At 64.3% G+C, this 18,882-nt stretch carries 14 protein-coding genes and 2 pseudogenes; 5 read left to right on the top strand and 11 right to left on the bottom strand.

The annotated features are described in order from the left end of the window. Together QM588_RS22440 and QM588_RS22445 are read right to left on the bottom strand one after the other, a co-directional pair. Positions 1 to 1,099 (bottom strand): cytochrome P450 (locus QM588_RS22440; RefSeq protein WP_283316670.1); only part of this gene is annotated, 1,099 nt, incomplete at its 3' end. Between the two features lies 1 nt (position 1,100). Then, positions 1,101 to 2,150, bottom strand: a complete 1,050-nt coding sequence (locus QM588_RS22445) for a hypothetical protein (protein WP_283316674.1) — start codon at positions 2,148 to 2,150, stop codon at positions 1,101 to 1,103. A 130-nt stretch (positions 2,151 to 2,280) separates the two neighbouring features. Between QM588_RS22445 and QM588_RS22450 the strand changes: the two genes are divergently transcribed. The 4 genes from QM588_RS22450 to QM588_RS22465 are packed head-to-tail and all read left to right on the top strand — an operon-like array spanning position 2,281 to position 5,778. Next, positions 2,281 to 3,576: an alpha/beta fold hydrolase gene (locus QM588_RS22450; RefSeq protein ID WP_283316675.1), complete on the top strand. Its 1,296-nt coding sequence runs from the start codon at positions 2,281 to 2,283 to the stop codon at positions 3,574 to 3,576. Next, positions 3,573 to 3,896 carry a 2Fe-2S iron-sulfur cluster-binding protein gene (locus tag QM588_RS22455; RefSeq protein WP_283316676.1) on the top strand — a complete coding sequence of 108 codons (324 nt, stop codon included), beginning with the start codon at positions 3,573 to 3,575 and terminating at the stop codon, positions 3,894 to 3,896. The genes QM588_RS22450 and QM588_RS22455 overlap by 4 nt, the downstream gene beginning before the upstream one ends. Further along, positions 3,890 to 5,119 (top strand): NAD(P)/FAD-dependent oxidoreductase, encoded by a 1,230-nt coding sequence (locus tag QM588_RS22460; RefSeq protein WP_283316679.1) that lies wholly within the window; start codon positions 3,890 to 3,892, stop codon positions 5,117 to 5,119. Before QM588_RS22455 ends, QM588_RS22460 begins: the two co-directional genes overlap by 7 nt. A 38-nt stretch (positions 5,120 to 5,157) precedes the next feature. Then, a complete protein-coding gene (locus QM588_RS22465) occupies positions 5,158 to 5,778 on the top strand; it encodes a TetR/AcrR family transcriptional regulator (RefSeq protein ID WP_283316680.1) in 621 nt (206 codons plus the stop codon). 112 nt (positions 5,779 to 5,890) lie between these two features. On the opposite strand, the pseudogene QM588_RS22470 reads toward QM588_RS22465, so the two are convergent. The 9 genes and pseudogenes from QM588_RS22470 to QM588_RS22510 form a co-directional block, all read right to left on the bottom strand. Further along, positions 5,891 to 7,042: pseudogene (locus tag QM588_RS22470) on the bottom strand (NDMA-dependent alcohol dehydrogenase). 22 nt (positions 7,043 to 7,064) lie between these two features. Then, complete coding sequence (locus QM588_RS22475) at positions 7,065 to 8,768, bottom strand: amidohydrolase (RefSeq protein WP_283316681.1); 1,704 nt, start codon at positions 8,766 to 8,768, stop codon at positions 7,065 to 7,067. A gap of 86 nt (positions 8,769 to 8,854) precedes the next feature. After that, a complete protein-coding gene (locus QM588_RS22480) occupies positions 8,855 to 10,261 on the bottom strand; it encodes an aldehyde dehydrogenase family protein (protein WP_283316684.1) in 1,407 nt (468 codons plus the stop codon). A 37-nt stretch (positions 10,262 to 10,298) separates the two neighbouring features. After that, on the bottom strand, positions 10,299 to 11,102 hold the full coding sequence (locus QM588_RS22485; protein WP_283316687.1) for an HpcH/HpaI aldolase family protein: 804 nt from the start codon (positions 11,100 to 11,102) through the stop codon (positions 10,299 to 10,301). After that, the gene (gene hpaH, locus QM588_RS22490) at positions 11,087 to 11,872 is read right to left on the bottom strand and encodes a 2-oxo-hept-4-ene-1,7-dioate hydratase (RefSeq protein ID WP_283316689.1); all 786 of its coding nucleotides are present in this window, start codon (positions 11,870 to 11,872) and stop codon (positions 11,087 to 11,089) included. Before hpaH ends, QM588_RS22485 begins: the two co-directional genes overlap by 16 nt. Before the next feature lie 34 nt (positions 11,873 to 11,906). Next, entirely contained in the window at positions 11,907 to 13,058 is a 1,152-nt protein-coding gene (hpaD, locus tag QM588_RS22495) for a 3,4-dihydroxyphenylacetate 2,3-dioxygenase (protein WP_283316691.1), read from the bottom strand. A gap of 45 nt (positions 13,059 to 13,103) precedes the next feature. Further along, positions 13,104 to 14,636, bottom strand: coding sequence for a 5-carboxymethyl-2-hydroxymuconate semialdehyde dehydrogenase (gene hpaE, locus QM588_RS22500; RefSeq protein ID WP_283316693.1), 1,533 nt, complete (start codon positions 14,634 to 14,636; stop codon positions 13,104 to 13,106). 36 nt (positions 14,637 to 14,672) lie between these two features. Next, on the bottom strand, positions 14,673 to 15,392 hold the full coding sequence (locus QM588_RS22505; RefSeq protein ID WP_442972963.1) for a GntR family transcriptional regulator: 720 nt from the start codon (positions 15,390 to 15,392) through the stop codon (positions 14,673 to 14,675). Further along, positions 15,341 to 16,837, bottom strand: a complete 1,497-nt coding sequence (locus QM588_RS22510; RefSeq protein WP_283316698.1) for a fumarylacetoacetate hydrolase family protein — start codon at positions 16,835 to 16,837, stop codon at positions 15,341 to 15,343. The genes QM588_RS22505 and QM588_RS22510 overlap by 52 nt, the downstream gene beginning before the upstream one ends. Positions 16,838 to 16,964: 127 nt before the next feature. Between QM588_RS22510 and QM588_RS22515 the strand changes: the two are divergent. After that, positions 16,965 to 18,869 (top strand): annotated as a pseudogene (locus QM588_RS22515) (FAD-binding monooxygenase). Positions 18,870 to 18,882 lie beyond the last annotated feature (13 nt).

The following is an 18,882-nucleotide window of genomic DNA, read 5'->3' on the forward strand; positions in this document are numbered from 1 at the left end:
ACGCGTTGGAGCGGGTGAGATCGACGCGGTCGGGGTCTTCGAACGTGCGGGCGTCCCGATTCGCGGCGGCATAGGTCAACATGACGCGATCGCCCTCGGCCATCGATTGACCGCCGATCTCGATGTCTGCGGCGACGGTGCGGGCGATGCCGAAGAACGGGCTGTAGAAGCGAAGGAACTCCTCTATCGCCGCAGGGATCCGCTCGGGCTCGCGCGACAGAAGCTCGCGCTCCTCGGGGTGCGCCGAGAGCCACCGCAGCGAATGCAGCAGGGCTGAGGTCGTGGTGTCGGTGGCCGCGAACGTCAGACCGTTGAGGATCGTTGCCGCCTCCTCGTCGGTGACCGGTGACGACAGCACCGAGCCCCTGGTCAGGGCCGAGGCGACATCGTCCTGCGGATTCTCGCGGCGCGCCTTGACGAGCTCGAGGACCTTTGCCTGCGTGGCGAACAGCGCCTCGAACGGGAAATCCGGAGAGAAGATCCCGTGCAGGTTCATGGCGTGGACCACGGCGGCGAAGTCGTGCCATTCGTCGGGGTCGAAGCCGATGACCGAGATCGTGACTTTCGTCGGGATCACCCGGCCCAGATCTGCTGCGAAATCGATACGCCCGGTCTCGATCACGGCGTCCAGTGCCTCGTCGACGTATGTGCGGATCTGCTGCTCGTGGGACCGGACTGCCTTCGGTGTGAAGAACGGCACTTCGAGTCTTCTGATGTCGGTGTGCATCGGCCCGTCCGCCTCGCTCGGCACCATGCGGGCTATCGAGGCGGCCGGGATCATCGACCCGCCACGTGGAGTGCGCGGTTCGGGATAGGCGACCTGGTCTCGTGCGGCAAATGCGTCGCCCGCGACGCCGTCGTGCAGGGACGAGAAGTGCTCCCAGTCGGCTGCGGCAGCTTTGAGCTCCTCGTGTCCGGTGATCATCCAGAAGCCGTCGTGATGTGCAGAGTGGGCGACGGGGCACCCGGCCAGCTGATTGAGGCGGTCGCTCCAGTTGTCGGAGTAGTCGGGGGCGAGGTGGTCGAAGTCGATGTCGACTCGGCCTTCGGGTGAGGTCACGGGGCACAGTGCGGGGGAGGTGGTGGTGTCGTCGGTCATGTCAGTCCTCAGCGGTCGTCGGGTCGGCAGTGGTCAGGGCTTCGATCAGGAACGTCAGCTCCATGAGGTGCTCGGCGGTCTTCCACAGTCGGTCGACGGGAGCCGGTACCTCGGTCGATCCGAAGGTCGACGGAGACCAGGAGCCGTCGGCGTTCTGGCGGTCGAGAAACCACTCGGTCATCCGCTCCGCATCGGCGACGAAGGGTGATACCGGGTCGAGTGCGACGTCGCGGGCGACGCCCCAGGCGTACTTGCAGATCTGCACCGAGTTCGGATCGGTGAACTGGGAGTCGGTGCCGCCGGCGTTCAGAGCGAGGAAGCTGCGAGCGAGGTCGCGGTCGTCGGAACCGGTGAGAGCGCGGAAGTCGTGCAGGAAGGCGGCGGCGATCCCCGGGTTGTAGTAGGCCTGCAGGGGCACGCGAAAATCGACGCGCAGCAAGAACCGGGCCAGGAAGTCGTCCTCCGCCGGGATGAGCAGCGAACCGTCGTCGCATCGGCCCGCATAGAGGACCTCGGGCAGCTCGGGTTGCAGCGCCCACAGCTCCCGCACCCAGGCCGCGATCGGGTGGGCGATGTCCAGGCGGCCCGCGACCACCGCCGCGATGCCGAGCTGGCAGGTCTTCAGCAGATCCTGCACGCTGCCGTCGGCACGGTCGCGCCGGTCGTACACCCCGCCGGTGACCGGGCTCTGGAACAGCCGGCAGCGGTCGAGCAGAGCGTTGGCGAGATCGTGTCGGCCCAGGCGCCACGCTGCGATCCCAAGGGCGCTGAGCTCATAGACAGGGCTTGCTCCCGGCATGAACTCGGCGGGTCCTTGCTTCAGATCCGCGTCGTCGTCCAGGGCGTCGCGCTCGACCCACCGGAGGACCGAAGCGGCTGTGTCCGAGGCTCCGGCGACCGACAGCGCCCACGGCACGCGCCACCACGTGTTCTTCTGGGCGTGGTCGCGGGGGCGGCCGTCCTCGAGTTGCTGCTCGATCCAGTCGATCGCGTCGTGCTGGGCGCGCGTCGCGGTGGCAAGGAGAGCTGCCCTGTCCTGTCGTGTCGTCATCGTCATCCTGTCGCCGGGGAGATCGTGCTGGAGCGTCTGTGATCTTGCGCACCATGACTATCTGTCATAGTGTGACATCAAGTCAATATGTGACCAACAAATTTTCGCCAGTGTCAGGAAGGACACGCCCATGACCCTCGACAGCCTGCAACTGCGGACGCGACTCGAGAGCGACCGCGAACTTGCGGTGCGCCTCAAGACTTTCCGCGGGTCGGTGCGCGTGTGCCTCGGCGAGACCGTTCTGGAACTGCATGTGGACGACGGCGCAGTCACGGCGTCCGACCCGGCCCCCGATGCCGGAGAGCCGACCGTCGGCATCACGGTCCCTACGGTGCTGTGGGACCTCATGGCTGTCGAGAAGCCGCAGCTGGGACTCGAATGCATGACGTCGGCCCAGGTCTTCGGCGCGACGATCGACGCCGACTGGCCTACTGTCGTCGCTCCCTACCTCGGCGCGTGGAACCGAATCGTCCGCCTCGGCGTGGAGACCGCGACCGGTCGCCGCGAGAAGGTCGCGGACGCAGACCCGTTCGCCGACTCCGACGACCCGGTCGGCCGCTACGTCCGCTACACGATCGACGGGCTCGAATACCGCGTCTACTACGAGCAGGCGGGCACGGGTCCGGTACCGGTGGTGTTCATGCACACCGCGGGAGCGGACGGCCGTCAATACCGCCACGTTCTCGCCGACCCCGTGCTGCAGGAGCGGTACACGATGATCGCGATCGACCTGCCGTACCACGGAAAGTCGCTGCCCCCGCTGGGTTCGCGCTGGTGGGAGAAGGACCTGAAGTTCGACAAGACCACGCTGATGAACTGGGTGACCGGCTTCATCGCCGCGACGGGCCTGGACCGCCCCATCTTCGTCGGTTGCTCCGTGGGGGGTCAGTTGGCGTCCGATCTGTGCGCCCACCACCCTGACGTGATCCGCGGCGCGATCGGGGTGAACGGGCTTTACCACATGGAGTCGTGGCAGTCCTTCGACAACGACCGCTTCCGCGACCCACGCGTCGCGGCGGGCGCTGTCGGCTCGACGATGTTCGATGTCACCGGCATCGACGCGCCGGAAGACTTCAGACGTGAGGTGGAGTGGATCTACACGTCGAACCACCGCGATGTCTACCCGGCCGACAACGACTACTTCATGTTCGGTCACGACCTGCGCATCGACGGACATCTGATCGACACCGCGAGGACTCCGTTGACGATCCTCACCGGTGAGCACGACATCAGCATGCTGACGCCCGACGACAACGGGTCGGCGCTGGCTGCGAACATCCCCGGTGCCGAGTTCTTCGCGATGCCAGGACTCTCGCACTTCACCCCGTCCGACGACCCCGAGGGATTTCGCCCGCACCTCACGGCAGCCCTAGACCGCATAGCGGAACACGCGGTAGCGGCCGACAGAGCAGTGACCACATCGTGAGCACGGTCGAGTTCGAACAACCCGACGGCACTGTCACTGCGGTCGACGCCACCGACGGTGAGTCGGTCATGCGCAGCGCTCTCACCCGCCTCGTCCCGGGGATCGTCGCGGACTGCGGCGGGGAACTCTCGTGCGCGACGTGCCATGTCATCGTCGGTGATGCGTGGATCGGCGTAGTCGGACCACCCACGGGCTTCGAGAACGACATGCTCGACGCGACATCCGAGGAACGTGAGCCGGGTAGTCGGCTCGCGTGCCAGATCACGGTCGGCCCCGACATCGACGGCGTCAGGTTGCGCATCCCGGCGAGCCAATGGTGAGTCCGAAAATCGTGATCGTCGGGGCGGGGCACGCTGGAGGTGAGGTCGTCGCCGCGCTGCGGGCCGGGGGTTTCGACGGCCCCCTGACGCTCATCGGCGACGAAGACCTGCCGCCGTACCAGCGTCCGCCGCTCTCGAAGGGATTCCTGCTCGGAACGACGACCGCCGACGAGCTCCTCGCCCGGCCCCGGTCGTTCTACGAGCAGCACGACATCGAACTGGTACTCGGTCGCCACGTGAGCGGAATCGACACGAGCGCCAAGACAGTTCACCTCGACGACGAATCCGTCGGGTACGACATGCTGGTGCTCGCACTGGGAGGTCGGCCCCGCGCCCTGGCCGATCCGGCCGCCGAGCACGCCGAGAACGTGCACCACGTCAAGACGCACTCCGACGTCGAGCGGCTGCGTGGTCGCTTGCTCCGCGGCACCCGGGTAGGGGTCGTGGGTGGCGGATTCGTCGGGCTCGAGGTCGCGGCGAGCGCATGCTCTCGCGGGGCAGCCGTGACGGTATTCGAGCTCGCACCGCGTCTGCTCGGGCGCGTCTGCAGCGAGGTGACCGCCGACCATGTCGCGGCCCTGCACCGCAGCCGCGGCGTAGATGTCCGCACCGGGGTGACGGGGTTGCGCCTTCATGCCTGCGACGACGGCCGGATCGCTCGGATCGTCACCGACGAGGCGGATCTGGGGGTGGACGAGGTCGTGATCGGTGTCGGAATGGTTCCGGAGGTCTCTTTGGCCGAGCTTGCGGGCCTGTCCGTCGACGACGGCGTGCTCGTCGATGCCGACTACCGCACGTCGGCACCCGACGTGTTCGCAATCGGCGACTGCGCGCGGATGGCCCGTCCCGACGGGTCGACGCGTCGACTGGAGTCCGCACCCCATGCCGCCGCCAGTGCCCGACGGGTCGCGGCGGTCATCCTCGGGCTCCCTGTTCCCATGGACGGCCCGCCCTGGTTCTGGTCGCATCAGTTCGGTGTCAAGATCCAGATGGCCGGCGACCCGGCAGCGCGGGTCGAACGATGGCTGACCAGGGGCGAGACGTCGCAGGGATCGTTCATGACCTTTGGTATCGTCGACGATCGGGTCGCGCGGATCGAAGCTGTCGACCGACCGGCCGAATTCGCGCAGGTGAAGTCTTGGCTCGATCGGCCCGTACCTGGCGTGATCGATCACCTGACGGACGAGGCGACGTCCATTCGGCAGATGTTCGCGCGACGCTGAACTGACGCCGATCCACCGTCCGACAAGGAGCGTGCCCCATGACGGACCGGTCCGAGCGCCCCATGGGCGGCAGGGCTATCGCCCGCCAGGCGGTACGCGCTAGCCTGTCCGACGCAGCCCGCGAACTTTTCGAAGAGCGCGGCATCGAGGGCACGAGCATCGAGATGATCGCCTCGGCGGCCGGTGTCGCCAGCCGCACCTTCTACCGGCATTTCGAGTCCAAGGAAGACCTCGCGATGGCGTGGCTCGACGACCCGGGCCCGACCTTCCGCTCGGTACTGCAACAGCGCCCGGCCGACGAGCCGATCTGGCTCGCTCTGCGGCGCGCGTTCGACCCCGTCCACGACCCGTCGAGCCGATTCGCCGAGCAGATGCGGATCAGCGCCGAGATGGCCTATTCATCTCCCGCCCTCATGAAGCGCATCCGCGACCGAGTCTTCGACTGGGAGGTACTGCTGTCCGACGTGATCTTCGAACGGCTCCCTGAGCCGCGGTCGCACCGAGACGCCGAACTGCTCGCGGCCTGGGCATTGAGCGCTCTACGGGTCGCCTTCGAGCGGTGGCGCGAGGAGAACGACCTGTCACTCGAGCTGCTCGGACGCCGGCTCGACGACGCCTTCGAGGCCGCAACCACCCTGCTGGTCTCACGTCCCTCATGACTGAATGCCGCTCGACCGACCGTGGCCCCGGCTCCGAGCGACGAATCTGTTGGGCCTCAATCGAATCAGTGAGTCGCCACGTTTCCGTGTCCCTGATGCAGTCGAGAACACATCAGTCGTCGAAAACAATCACACCTCGGATGTTCTTTCCGGCGTGCATGTCTTCGTAGGCCTCGGCAACCTGGTCGAGCGTGTACTCTGCGGTGATCAACTTGTCGAGCTCGAGCTGTCCCCGTAGATACATCCTTGCCAGGTTCGGAATATCCCGGCGCGGGTTCGATTCGCCGAAAAGCGATCCCTGCAGCCTTTTTTGCATCAGGGTCAGATCGCCCAGCAGGACCGGGGCTCCTGCTGCGGTGATGTGATGTTGCTGCGCGGCAGGAACACCGTCGGTCTCCGAGGCCGGTCAGCACGACCGTACCTGCTTTGCGAATGGAATCGAGCGCCTCGGCGACGTGGCCACCGTCGATGCGGCCTATCGTGATGATGGTCGCGTCGGCGCCCTGGCCGTTGGTGAGCGACCGTGCGTATTCGGTGGCCTCGGCCATGGTCTCGAATGTCGCGGTGGCACCGAACTGTGGTGCCATCTTCAGCTTGAACGCCACCGGGTCGACGGCGATGACGTTGGTCGCGCCCGCGAATGCGGCTCCCTGCAATGCATTTGCGCCGATGCCACCGATGCCCATCACGATTACCGTATCGCCGGGCCGGACACCCGCGGAGTTGACAGCGGATCCGAAGCCGGTCGGCACCCCGCAGCTGAGCAGGGCGGCCGGCTTCAATGGCAGGGACTTGTCGACCTTGACCACCGATGCCGTCGAGGCAGTGGTGTACTCGCTGAAGGTGGATATGCCGCACTGCTGCCCCACGGGTTTGCCGTCGAGGTGCATACGGAAACTGGTGGGATCGTCGGCGCGAGTTCCGGTGAGCAGCGAAGCTCCGAGGTCACACAGGTTGGACAGTCCGCGGGCGCAGAATTCGCAGCGTCCACACGCCGGTAGGAACGAGAACACGATGTGATCGCCGACCTCGAATCCTGGGGTGTCCGGACCGACGGCCTCGATTATTCCGGCACCTTCGTGCCCGCCTGCGTACGGATAGACACGACCGGGACGTCGCCTGTTGCGGCGTGGTCGTCGGAATGACACAGTCCAGCGGCGACCATTTTGACGGTCACTTCGTTCTGCCGTGGATCGTCCAGCTCGACCTCGATGGTCTCGTACCGGCCGGGTGCCTCTCGAAGGACGGATGTACGGGTGGTGATGGGCATGATTTCTTCCTTTCGATCAGACTGCGGATGGCGTTACTCGGGAATGACCGTGCTGTGAGCCGTGACGTCCGAAGACCAGTTCGCCGGCGAACCACGTCTGCTGCGAGGAGAGCGTGACCAGATCCGAAGAGGCCACGGCGAAGGGGTTGTTGTTCAAAATCGTGAAGTCGGCTGATTTGCCGACAGCGAGTGAACCTGTGACGGCGGCCAGTCCGGTGGCCTTCGCTACCCCGATCGTGTAGATGTGCAAGGCCTCGTCGAGCGTCAAAGCCTGTTCCGGCCAAAGGGTTCCGGGGTGAAGCCCGGATGGGTCGGCCCGCGTGACCAACCCCTGTATTCCGATCCAGGGGTCTGGGCTCGGCATCACGGGCCAGTCCGATCCGCCTGCCATGACGACGCCGAGGTCCAGCAGTGTGCGGTTCGGGCACATCCGTCGCGCGCGGTCGCGGGGAACGCACCGGCAGATGGCCTCGAGGATGACGCCGGGGAACCACAGGGGCGGAGACAGATCGGCGATGATGCCGAGTGTGGCCATGCGGGGTAGGTCGTCGTCGGCAATGTACTCCCCGTGTGCAATCTGAACGACGGTGTCAGCGTGTCCGTGGTCGCGTATGACGGCTGTCGCGTCGAGCACCATCCGTACGGATCCGTCTCCTGTGCAATGGACTTTGGCACCTAGTCCCCGCCGCGCGACCTCCAGGAGCCATTCGGTCAGTTCGGCTTGCGACATCGTGCTCTCACCGAACCACTCGGTGTCATCGCTCTCGACAGGCAAGTACGGCTCGAGCAACAACGCCGTGCGGGAGGTGGGTACTCCGTCCAGGAAGATCTTCACGAAGTCGGGTCGGTGATGCTCCGTGCGGTACCGAACCGCAGCGTCGAGGAGCGGCATGCCGACCGGGCTCGTACCGAAAATCTTGTCGTTGATCTGTGCGGAGGTCACGACCCAGGCTCGCAGCTCACCACGTCCATCGAGAGTGGCGAGTGCTTGCATCATCGGCAGGGAAGCGGCCGCGTCCTGGAAGTGGGTGATACCGAAACTGTGCAACGTCTCGATGGCGTGGGCGCAGCTCGCGGCATCGAGATCCGTCGCGTCCGATTGGGTTGCCGCATAGGCTCGTTCGACGGGGGTGAGGGCGGCTTCGATCAACACGCCCACCGGCTTCGACGACGGTGCGACTCGCACGATACGGCCACCGTCCGGGTCTTCGGTGTCGGAGGTGAGACCCGCCAGAGACATCGCTCGGGTGCTGACCCACCGATTGTGGCAACTGTCGTCGCGCAGCATGACCGCTCGGCCTCCCGCGGCCTCGTCGAGTCGGTCCAATGCTTCGAGAGAGGACACCGCATCGAGCAGGTGGCTTCCCCACCCGCCGCCGACGACCCACGCGTTGTCGTCGAGCTTCTCGGCCCAGGCTGCGATCGATGCGAGCACCTCATCGAGATCGGCGTTTCCGTCGAGTTGTAGCTCGACCAAGCTGGCTCGGCCGGCCAGCAGGTGATGGTTGTGAACATCTCCGAAGCCAGGCATCAGAAAGGCACCGCCGTGGTCGACGATCTGCTCGTTGCCGGCCAACTCCTCGGGGGTGGGATCGATCGCCGTGATCACGCCATCGCGGACGAGCAGGCTGGAGGCCGTGGGGCGGTCGGCGTCGGCAGTCCAGATTGTTGCGTTGGTGTGTAGCCGGCCGGCTCGGCTTTCGACAGTGGGATCAGACATAGGGGCTCCAAGATCATGTCAGGAAGGCGAGAATGCCGATCGCCGCTCTGCAATGCATGCCGAGATCGACGATCGGTCTGGGTCTGTCAGCCGCTGATAACTTGTGGCGCTGACACGGATTTCAGCCCTTCGACACCGAACTCCAGTCCGTAGCCCGACATTTTGACACCACCGAACGGGACCATCGGATGGATACCGCCATGCTTGTTGATCCACACAGTGCCTGCTTGTATTCGCGCGGCAATCTTTCGGGCGGCGTCGCGGTCGGAACTCCACACCGAAGCGCCGAGGCCGACATCCAATCCGTTCGCGAGTTCGATTGCCTCGTCGACAGTTTCGTACCGAATGATGGGTAGGGCAGGCCCGAATTGCTCCTCCGTTACCAGGGCGTTGTCGGGTGCGATGTTCGACACCAGGGTGGTGGGGTAGAAGTGCCCGGGTGCATCGGCGTCCGGTGTACCGCCGACCAGTATGGTCGCACCGGATTCCCGGGCGCGTTCGACGAGGTTCGCCACGATGTCGTACTGCGCCTTGTTCTGCAGTGGCCCCAGCACATTGTTCTCGTCGAGTCCGCGGCCCATCGGCATCGATCTGGCGACGGCAGCGAGTTCGGTGCAGACCTCGTCGTAGACATCGGTGTGCACGTACAGTCGCTTGAGGGCAGCGCAGGTCTGTCCGGTATTGATGAAAGCACCCCAGAAGAGTTCCTCTGCAATGGCTTTGGGGTCCACGTCCGGAAGGACGATGCCGGCGTCGTTGCCGCCGAGTTCGAGGGTGAGCCGCTTGATCGTGTCCGCGGAACTCTTGATGATGGACTGCCCGGTACGGGTGGAGCCGGTGAACATCAACTTGTCGATGTCGGGGTGGGAAGACAGTCGCGCACCCAGGTCTCCTTCGCCTGCGACGACGGTCAGGACGTTCTCTGGAAGTACCGAGTTGATGACCGCGACGAGCGCCAGGACACTCAGCGGGGTGTACTCCGACGGTTTGACGACGGTGGTGTTGCCCATGCGCAGTGCCGGCGCGATCTGCCACACGGTGATCATCATCGGCCAGTTCCACGGCCCGATCGCGCCGACGACCCCGAGCGGTCTGTAGTACATTTCGGCGCTACCCTCGTCGCCGTCGAGCAGCACCTGCACAGGAAGTTCCGTTGTCGCAGTGGCGCGCAGCCACGTAGCGCAGGCACCGACCTCGAAGCGGGCGTTGGGTCCGTTGAGCGGCTTGCCCTGCTCACGTGACAGCAGCTCCGCGAGCGGTTCGGTAGCTGCGTCGATGGCATCGGCGGCCTGCAGTAACAGGCCAGCGCGGTCTTCGTCGGAGCACGCCGCCCATGCGGGTTGCGCTGCTTTCGCGCGAGCAATAGCGGCGTCGAGCACCTCGACACCCTCGAAGCGGGCTTTGCCGACGACCTCTCCGGTTGCGGGATCGAGGATCTCGCGTCCGTTGGGGTCGGTGATCTCGCTGAGAAGTGAATCGAATGTGATGGTCACTGTCTGTCCTTTCGGGCGGCGAACTGAGGTGGGGGGATCAGTAGCTGGCGCGAGCGCTGTGCGCCGATGGATCGATGTAGCGCTGAGCGAGGGCCTCGGAACCCCGTGCCAAGATGGCGGCGTCGGCACCGACGAGCAGAAACCGAGCGCCGTCCTCGACATAGGAATCAGCACGATCGGGGTCGAATGCGTTGACTCCGAACGGTTTTCCAGTGGAGGCGATCGCCGTGAACGCATCGTTGACTGCGGCTACGACCTCGGGGTGGTTCTGTTGGCCGAGCAGACCCATCGACGCGGACAGGTCACTGGGTCCGACGAATACTCCATCGATGCCCGGTGTCTCCGCGATCGCTGCCGCGTTGGAAACCCCTTCGGCCGTCTCGATCTGAACGAACACCGAAACATGATCGGCAGCGTTCGCCAGATAGCCTTCGACCCGATTCCACCGCGCAGATCGTGCCAGCGCACTGCCGACCCCGCGTCGCCCTGCCGGTGGGTACTGGGCTGCGGCGGCCACCTCGCGCGCTTGCTCGGCAGTCGAGATCATCGGGACCAGAATGTTCTGAGCACCCAGGTCCAAGACTTGCTTGATGATCACCGCGTCACCGACGGGTACTCGCACCACAGGCGTCACGGGGTATGCCGATACCGCATACAGCTGTGCAAGAACGGATTCGAGGCCGTTGGGGGCGTGCTCCATGTCGATGAGCACCCAGTCCAGCCCCGAGCCGGCCATGATCTCGGCGGCCACCGGCGACCCGGTGGTGATCCAACCGCCGTACAGCGGCCGGTCCGCCTCCGCCAACGCATCCCGAAAGGTCTTGTTCAGTCGAAGCGGCATGAGATCGTTCCCATCGGTCCGTAGTCAGCGAGCACGCTGTCTCCCTGGTGCACCCACATCGGGCGGGTGAACGAGCCGGCCAACACGATTTCGCCGGCCTCGAGCCGGTCGCCGTGCTGAGAAAGCTTGTTGGCCAACCAGGCCACACCCGTTGCCGGGTGGTTGAGCACTGCGGCGGCAACGCCGGACTCCTCGATCGTCTCGTTGCGGTAGAGGAGCGCCGAGATCCACCGCATGTCCACAGCCGACGGGTCCGTCGGGTTGCCGCCGTATACGAGCCCGCCCAGTGCCGCGTTGTCACTGATCGTATCGACGATGGTGCGACCCTCCATCTCGATCCGTGAGCTGAGGATCTCGAGAGCCGGTACCACGTACTCGGTTGCCTTCAGAACGTCGAAGATCGTCGCCGTCGGACCGGCAAGTGGACTCCCGAGAACGAAGGCGAGCTCGACCTCGATGCGCACATTGGAGAAGCGCCCGTGCTCGATCACCGAGCCGTTGTCGAAGACCTGATCGTCGAAGATCGCACCGTAATCGGGCTCGGTGATGCCGGTCGCCACCTGCATCACCTTGCTCGTCAAGCCGATCTTGCGGCCGACCAAGCGTCGACCGGACTCGACCTTGCGTCGACGCCATTCGTTCTGGACCGCGTACGAATCCTCGAAGTTCATGTCGGGATAGCGAGCAGTGAGCCGCGGAATCATCGTCCGCGTCCGTTCCGCTACTTCGAGTTCGTCGGCGATGTCCGTGATGGTGTTCGGGGGGAGCATGAATTCTCCTGTGCCGTAGGGGAATGAGTCGTTACTACAGCTGTGCGCCGAGCTTGAACTCGCCCTTCTTCCAATCCGGCATCTCGTCGGTGTCCTCTTTGCGGGTGTACGAGAATCCGTCCGCCCCGATGGTGACGGCCATTTCGGATTCGTCGGTTCGCGCAATGACCGGCTTCGGGTTGCCGTCGAGATCCAGCACGATCGAGGCGTCGGTGTACCAGCTGGGGACCACCGGGGTGCCCCACCAGTCGCGGCGCTGATTGTCGTGCACGTCCCAGGTGACAACCGGGTTGTCGGGATCGCCGGTGTAGTAGTCCTGGGTGTAGATCTCGATGCGGTGACCGTCGGGGTCGCGGAGGTAGAGGTAGAAGGCGTTCGAGACCCCGTGGCGTCCCGGGCCTCGCTCGATGTGGTCGGACATCCGCAGGGAGCCCAGCTTGTCGCAGATGGCGATGATGTTGTGCTTCTCGTGGGTGGCGAACGCAACGTGGTGCATCCGAGGTCCGTCGCCCCCGGTCATGGCGGTGTCGTGCACAGTGGACTTACGACGCATCCAGGCCGCGTACGTCGTGCCGGCCTCGTCCTGAATGTCCTCGGTGACACGGAATCCGAGATCTTCCATGTACGCCACGGCGCGGGGGACGTCGGGAGTCACCTGGTTGAAGTGGTCCAATCGCACCAGTGCACCGGGGGTGTACAGGTGGTAGTGCCAGGCGAGACGCTCGACGTGCTCGACGTCGTAGAAGAACTCGTACGGGAAGCCGAGCGGATCTTCGACGCGTACCGAATCACCGATTCCCTTGTTGTACCCATTGGGGTTCCGCTCTACACGGCAGCCGAGTTCGGTGTAGAACGCGACGGCCTTGTCGAGATCCTCCGGGCTGCGTACCCGGTAGGAGAACGCTGCTACCCCGGCGACCGGTCCCTTGCGCAGGACGAGGTTGTGATGGATGAACTCTTCGAAGGAACGAAGGTAGACGGTGTTCTCGTCTTCCTCGGTCACCACGAGGTCGAGCACGTCGACGTAGAACTTACGCGAGCGTTCGAGGTCGGTGACGACCAATTCCATGTAGGCGCAACGCAGTACGTCCGGGGGAGTGGCCTGCGGGGTGGGAACCGGGTCGGCCGACCGGACGCGGCTGCTGCGTGTCACGACGGGCTCGGGGGCATCGGGGGTGATGGTCATGTCGTGGTCCTTGTCGAAAGATGAAGGGAGTCAGTGCTGTCTGCGTCAGTGCTTGGCTGAGTCGGCTTTGCCGAAAGTCGGGTTGTGTACCTCGCCGAGCGTGATGTGCACGGCCTGCTGCTGGGTGTAGAAGTCGATGGAGCGGTAGCCGCCCTCGTGCCCGAGCCCCGAAGCCTTGACGCCACCGAACGGGGTGCGTAGGTCGCGCACGTTGTTGGAGTTGAGCCACACCATGCCGGCATCGATGGCCTGGGCGAAGTTGTGCGAGCGCTTGAGGTCGTTGGTCCAGACATAGGCTGCGAGACCGTATTTGACACCGTTCGCCAGTTCGAGAGCTTCGTCGTCGGTGTCGAACGGGGTGATCGCCACGACCGGTCCGAAGATCTCTTCCTGGAAGATGCGGGCGTCGGGTGCGACATCGGCGAACACCGTCGGGGTCACGAAGTTGCCCTGATCGAAGCCTTCGGCCCGGCCGCCGCCCGCAACCAGGCGCGCTTCGGTCTTACCGATCTCGATGTAGCTCATCACCTTGTCGTAGTGCTCCGGGTGCACCAGCGCACCGACCTCGGTCGCGGGATCGTGCGGGTAGCCAACCTTCACCCGCTTCGCTTGTGCTGCATAGCGTTCGACGAATTCGTCGTAGATGGACCGTTCGACGAGAATGCGACTTCCCGCGGTGCAGCGTTCGCCGTTGAGAGAGAACACACCGAAAATCGTGGCGTCCACAGCGGCCTCGAGATCGGCATCTGCGAACACGATGGCCGGGCTCTTTCCGCCCAGTTCCATCGACAGACCCTTGAGGAAGGGCGCGGCGTTGCCGAAAATGAGCTGACCCGTGCTGGACTCACCGGTGAACGAAATCAAGGGAACGTCGGGATGCTTGACCAAAGCGTCGCCCGCGTCCTCACCGAGACCGTTGACAAGGTTGAACACACCCTCCGGCAGGCCGGCTTCCTCGAAGATGCCCGCCCACAACGATGCCGACAGGGGAGTGAACTCGGCGGGCTTGAGAACGACGGTATTGCCAGTGGCCAGTGCTGGGCCGAGCTTCCATGATTCGAGCATGAACGGGGTGTTCCACGGGGTGATGAGGCCGGCGACCCCGATGGGGGTGCGATTGACGTAGTTGATCTGCCGTCCTGGGACCTTGTAGGTGTCGTCGGCCTGAGCGACGATGAGGTCTGCGAAGAAGCGGAAGTTCTCAGCGGCGCGGCGAGCCTGACCGAGTGCCTGGGTGATGGGCAGGCCGGAGTCGAAGGATTCGAGTTCGGCCAGCCGGGCGTCGCGTGATTCGACGATGTCGGCGATGCGGTGCAGGATGCGTGAGCGCTCGCGCGGCAGCATGCGCGGCCAGGGTCCTTCCTTGAATGCTTTCTTGGCGGCCTCGACAGCGCGGTCGATGTCGGCCTTCTTGCCGGCGGCGGCCTGCAGGTAGACCTCATTGGATACCGGGTCGAGGACATCGAAGGTATCGCCGTCGATCGAATCGACGAACTTACCTCCGATGTAATGCTGGATCCTGCTGGGCAGGTCTGCCGGAGTGTGGCGTTGTGTTTGTTCGGCAACGGTATCGGTCATGAATGCTCCAAGGTCGGGATCGAGAGATCGGTCTGGTCAGTAGGCCGGTAGGCCGATTGTTTCGTCGGGGTGCTCGTGCACGAGGTAGGCGTCGAGCGTTGCGGATCGGTGTCGTCGAGCAGCCTTTTCGATTTCGCCGAGCGGTGCACCGATTTCGATGAGCCGCACGATGTTTTCGTGCTCGTGCACCGATTCGCGTGCGCGACCGGGAACGAACGCGAACGTCGACGCTCGAAGGTGCCCGAGGCGGCCCCACTCTGCTTCGACGAGTGTCAGCATTCGTGGGTTCACGCATTTCTCGAACAGAATCTGGTGAAACTCCTTGTTCAGCGACGTGAACAGGTGCGGATCGAAATGCTCGAGGGACTCGATCATGCGTTCGTTCACCGCACGTGCTTTCCGAATGTCGTCCTCTGACAATCGACGCGCGGCCATCGCGGTGGCAGCGCCTTCGAGAATGCTCAAACTCTGCATGCTGTAGCGATATTGAGTGTCGTCCACCATCGACACGTGGGCACCGACGTTCCGCTCGAACGTCACCAGACCTTCCGCCTCGAGTTGTCGGATCGCCTCACGAACCGGAACGACACTCATGTCGAGATCCTTCGCGATCGAGCCGAGGACCAGGCGGTAGCCGGGCGTGTATTCCTGCCGCGCTATCCGGTCCTTGATGTAGTGGTAGGCGGCCTGCGATTTGCTCTGTGTCACTGGGAAACTCCCTGATCCATACGCCACTGCTCGTACTTGCGCTTCCATTCCGCATTCGGTGGGAAGAGCCCGTCGAGGGGATTCCCAGCCGCTACCTGGTCGGCAACCCACGCGTCCTGCTCTTCCTGAGCGAGCGCCTCATCGACCACTTCCTCGGCCAACGCCGGCGGAATCACGATCACCCCGTCGCTGTCGCCGACGATGACGTCACCGGGCTGCACCGTCGCTCCACCGCACGCGACGGTCAGGTCGAAATCCCAGGGGACGTGTCGGCGGCCCAATACTGCTGGGTGGGCGGTCGCGGCGAACACAGGGAGACCGATCTCGGCTACGGCGTCGCGATCGCGAACTCCTCCGTCGGTCACGACGCCGACGGCGCCGCGGGATCGGGCCCGCAGGGCGAGGATGTCGCCCAGAGTGCCGGAGCCGAGTTCTCCGCGGGCCTCGATGACGATGATCTCGCCGTCGTTCACCGCGTCGAACACTCGTTTCTGTGCGTTGTATCCACCGCCGTGGCTGACGAACAGATCTTCTCGATTGGGTACGAACCGCAGAGTCCGGGCCGTTCCGACGATCTTGTCGCTGGGAGTCAATGCGCGAACACCCTCGATCGACACGTTGTTCAGTCCACGTTTGCGGAGCTGGGCCGACAGTCCCGCCACCGGCACCCGGGCGAGCTTGTCTCGCAGTTCTACGCTCAATCCTGTTCGAGGCAGGGTGATTCCGGCTGCTTCGGCCGATCCCCACGCGTCTTCGCGCTGAGTATCGTCTGCGGCCGGCAGCGAGCCGAGTGAGCCGTCGAAGGCGACCTCACCCTGAGTGACGGTGGTGACGAGGCGACCGGATGTGGCCTTCTCGTCGATTGCGCTCACCTCGACCTCGACGACGTCGCCGGGAACAACGACCGAGGAGCCGGCGGGTGTGCCGGTGAGGATGACGTCGCCGGGTTCGAGGGTGAAATGCTGCGACAAGTCGGCTATCAGTTGGGGCAGCGTGAAGATGAGGCCGGCCGTGGTGTCGTCCTGCGCGACGGTTCCGTTGACCCACGTGCGTATTCGCAGGGCGGCTGGGTCGACCGACCGGGCGTCGATGACGTTGGGTCCGAGTGGGGTGTAGCCGTCTCCGCCCTTGGAACGGACGTTGGATCCCTTGTCGTTGGCGCGCAGATCGTAGAGGCCGAAGTCGTTGGCAGCCGTGACGCCCGAGATGTGACTCCAGGCGTTCTCTGCCGATATCCAGCGCGCTGTCGCCCCGATGATCAGGGCGATTTCGCCCTCGAAAGCGAGAAGTTCGGTGCCTGCGGGCCGCTCGACGGTCTCGCCTGTGAATCCCACGGAACTCGACGGCTTGAGGAAGTAGGACGGATGAGCCGGGCGGCGACCCCGCTGATCTGCTCGCGATGCGTAGCTCAGGTGCACCGCGATGATCTTCCCGGGCCTGGTCAGTGAGCTGCTCGACTCGATGACGGCAGCATCGCGGCTCTCGGTCTTCATGTTCCTCCTCGATAGCGACCCTTGCATCATATCTCAGATCGTATACGATAAGTGATGCAGATCGCAATGAGTCCCTGAAGTGCTCCGAAGCACTCGAGCCCGTATGAGAATCGGAGAAGGTCCCGCAATGCAATTTCACCACCATGGTTATGTCTCCGGTGACCCACGTGTCCAGCAAGCCTCGGGCATCGGTATCGACCGGCCGGACGAGCTTCCCGAGTACGTCGATGTGCTCATCGTCGGCACCGGACCGGCTGGAATGATCACGGCCGCACAGCTTTCCCAGTTTCCCGGTGTGACAACGCGAATCGTCGAGCGGCGTGCAGGACGGCTCGCTATCGGACAGGCCGACGGGATTCAGGCTCGTAGCGTCGAGACCTTCCAGGCGTTCGGGTTCGCAGATCGCATCACGGCCGAGGCCTACCGGATCACCGAAATGGCCTTCTGGAAGCCCGATCCCGAGGACGCATCGAAGATCGTGCGCACCGCGCGTACACCCGACGACGCGACCGGAATCAGTGAGTTCCCGCACTTGATCGTCAACCAGGCCCGTGTGTTGGACTACTTCGCCGAGGTCATGGCTCTGTCGCCCACTCGGATGACGCCGGATTTCGGCTACGAATTCTGCACGCTGGAGATCGGGGAGGGCGACCACCCCGTCACGGTCACGCTCGGACACACCGGCGGCAGTCGAGTGGGACAGAAGCGAACAATCCATGCCAAGTATGTCGTCGGCTCCGACGGTGCACGCAGCGCTGTACGCGACACGATCGGATGCACGCCGGTCGGAGACAAAGCCTTCCATGCCTGGGGTGTGATGGACGTTCTCGCCGTCACCGACTTTCCCGACATTCGTCTCAAGTGCGCCATCCAGTCCGGCTCGGGCGGCAGCATCCTGCACATCCCACGCGAGGGTGGCCACCTGTTCCGCATGTACGTCGATCTCGGTGAAGTAGCCGAGGACGACAACGGCAAGGTACGAACGACCAGCATCGATCAGATCGTCGCGCAGGCCAACGAGATTCTGCATCCCTAGACCCTGGAGGTGAAAAACGTTGCCTGGCACAGTGTCTACGAGGTCGGTCACCGCGTGACCGATCGCTTCGACGACGTGCCGGCCGATCAGGCCGGCACGCGCATCCCGCACGTCTTCATCACCGGCGATGCCTGCCACACCCACAGTGCCAAAGCGGGGCAGGGAATGAACGTGTCCATGCAGGACGGGTTCAATCTCGGCTGGAAACTCGGGCATGTGCTCGAAGGCCGCGCGCCCGAGAGCCTGCTCGCGACCTATACCGCCGAACGTCAGGTCATTGCGCAGAATCTGATCGACTTCGACAAGCAGTGGTCGGCCATGATGGCGAAGCGCCCGGAGGACTTCGACAATCCATCCGAACTCGAGGAGTTCTACGTCAAAACCGGAGAATTTCCGGCAGGCTTCATGACCGAGTATCGGCCGTCGATGATCATCGGTGACACCACCCACCAGAATGTGGCCACAGGATTCCCGGTGGGCAAGCGTTTCAAGTCGGCACCGGTGGTGCGAGTGTGCGACGCCAATCCGACACATCTCGGTCACCACCACCGTGCGGATGGGCGCTGGCGAATCTACGTTTTCGCCGACGCGGCAGCCGCCGGCCTTCATTCGAACAGCGTCGTGTTGAACGAATTGTCCTCGTGGCTCCGCGAATCGCCCGAGTCGCCGATTGTGCAGTTCACCCCGCAGGGGACCGACGTCGACAGTTCCTTCGACGTCAAAGTGATCTATCAGCAGGGCCACGTCTCGGTCGACATCGGCGCGGTGGATCCCGTTTTCCTCCCCATCAGAGGTCCGTTCGGACTCGTCGATTACGAGAAGGTCTTCGCAACCGATCCCGCAATCGATATCTTCACCGAGCGCGGAATCGACCGCGACGGCGCAATCGTGGTGGTCCGTCCCGATCAGTATGTGGCCCAGGTCCTTCCACTCAGCGCAACCGACGAGTTGGCGACGTTTTTCGCCGGCAACATGCTGTCGCGCGGCGTCGTCTGATGCGGCACCGGCA

It is taken from the genome of Rhodococcus sp. IEGM 1354, assembly GCF_030056855.1.
Taxonomy (GTDB): Bacteria; Actinomycetota; Actinomycetes; order Mycobacteriales; family Mycobacteriaceae; genus Rhodococcoides.